This window comes from Kitasatospora sp. NPDC056446, assembly GCF_042796115.1.
GTDB lineage: Bacteria > Actinomycetota > Actinomycetes > Streptomycetales > Streptomycetaceae > Kitasatospora.
In genome coordinates, this window is sequence record NZ_JBHTRF010000221.1 from 1 (window position 1) to 1,408 (window position 1,408).

Below are 1,408 nucleotides of genomic sequence, written 5' to 3' on the forward strand. Positions count from 1 at the left end.
CAGCACTGCCAGTTCGTCCGGAGTCACACCGACAGCGAACCGCCGAACCGCCAACCTGCCCAGACCCCGCGCAGCACGTAACAAAGCACTACTAGTGCTGGATTCCTCTTTCAGTGGGTATATGTGCTGGTGGAGGGATGGTTCGGTCGGTCAGGGATGGGTGGTTCGGGGTGGTGCTGCAGGCGCGGCAGGGCCGTGATTCGGGCGAGGAAGCGGTGGTCCGCCGGTTGGCGCGGGCGCGGAAGGCTCCGGCGGATCTGGTGCTGCGGGCGCGGATGGTCGAGCTGAGTTGGGCGGGGTCGAGGGTGCCCGCGATCGCGGCGGAGCTGATGTGCAGTCAGAAGACTGTGCGGTGTTGGTTGCACCGCTTCAACCGGGACGGCCTGGAGGGCCTGGAGGATTTGGGTGGGCAGGGTCGCAAGCCTCGGATCACCGAGGCCGAGCGATCGAGGGTCATCGCCCTGGTCAAGCAGCCACCGCCTGGCCGGCTCACGGTCCAGGCGGGTGGCGACCTGGAGGCGGCGGACCCGGCGGGGCCACCGGAATGGACCCTGGACGCGCTGGCCGAGCGGGCACGGGCCGCCGGTATCGAGATCGGGCGCTCGCAGGTCCGCAGGATCCTGCTGGCCGAGGGTGTGCGGTGGCGCCGCACCCGGTCCTGGATCCGCTCCAAGGACCCGGACTTCGAGGGAAAAGGACGCGGATCGTCGGCCTGTACACCCGCCCGCCCGCCGACGCGACGGTCGTCTGCGTCGACGAACTGGGGCCGGTGATCCCGCGTACCTTCCCGCCGGCGCCGGGCTGGTCGCCGGACGGACACCGCATCAAGAACGAGCTGGACTAAGGCCGCGGACCGGAGAGGACCTGGGTCTACGGCGGCCTGCGCGTTCGCGACGGACAGCAGGTCACCATGACCGCGTCCTCCCGTAACAGCGTCTTCTACCAGCAGTTCCTCCAGTTGCTCGAGAACGCCAACCCCACCGGTGGGATCGTCGTCGTCACCGACAACCTGTCTTCCCACAACAGCGTTTCCACCCGGACCTGGCTCGAGGACCATCCCCGGATACGGCATGTCTTCATCCCCGTCGGCGCCTGCTGGCTCAACCTCCAGGAAGGCTGGTGGCGCATCTTCCGCAAGGCCGCCCTCGCCGGCCAGTCCTTCGCCGGCCCCGACGAGATCGACCAGGCCACCCGCCTCGCAACCGCCCAGCTCAACGCACGTGCCAAACCCTGGATCTGGGGCAGACCGCCCCCACCAACCCGCAGACTCCGCCGCCGTTTTGTGTACCGCCTTTGAGGAATTCAGCACTAGCCCCAATGCCGGTGACTTTGTCCTGTCTGTCTCGTTGGTTGTGGTGTGGCGAGGGTGGGGCAGGTCAAGGCGCCTGCGGGCGAGCGGTTGTCGGAT

Annotated in this window: 1 protein-coding gene and 1 pseudogene; both read left to right on the top strand. The window is 68.2% G+C overall.

Going from position 1 to position 1,408, the window contains the following annotated elements; translation table 11 throughout:
* Nucleotides 1–170: 170 nt before the first annotated feature.
* Nucleotides 171–773, top strand: a complete 603-nt coding sequence (locus tag ACFQ6N_RS40825) for a helix-turn-helix domain-containing protein (protein ID WP_380659198.1) — start codon at nucleotides 171–173, stop codon at nucleotides 771–773.
* 95 nt (nucleotides 774–868) lie between these two features.
* A pseudogene (locus ACFQ6N_RS40830) lies at nucleotides 869–1,297 on the top strand (transposase); the annotation flags it as partial.
* Nucleotides 1,298–1,408: the final 111 nt, after the last annotated feature.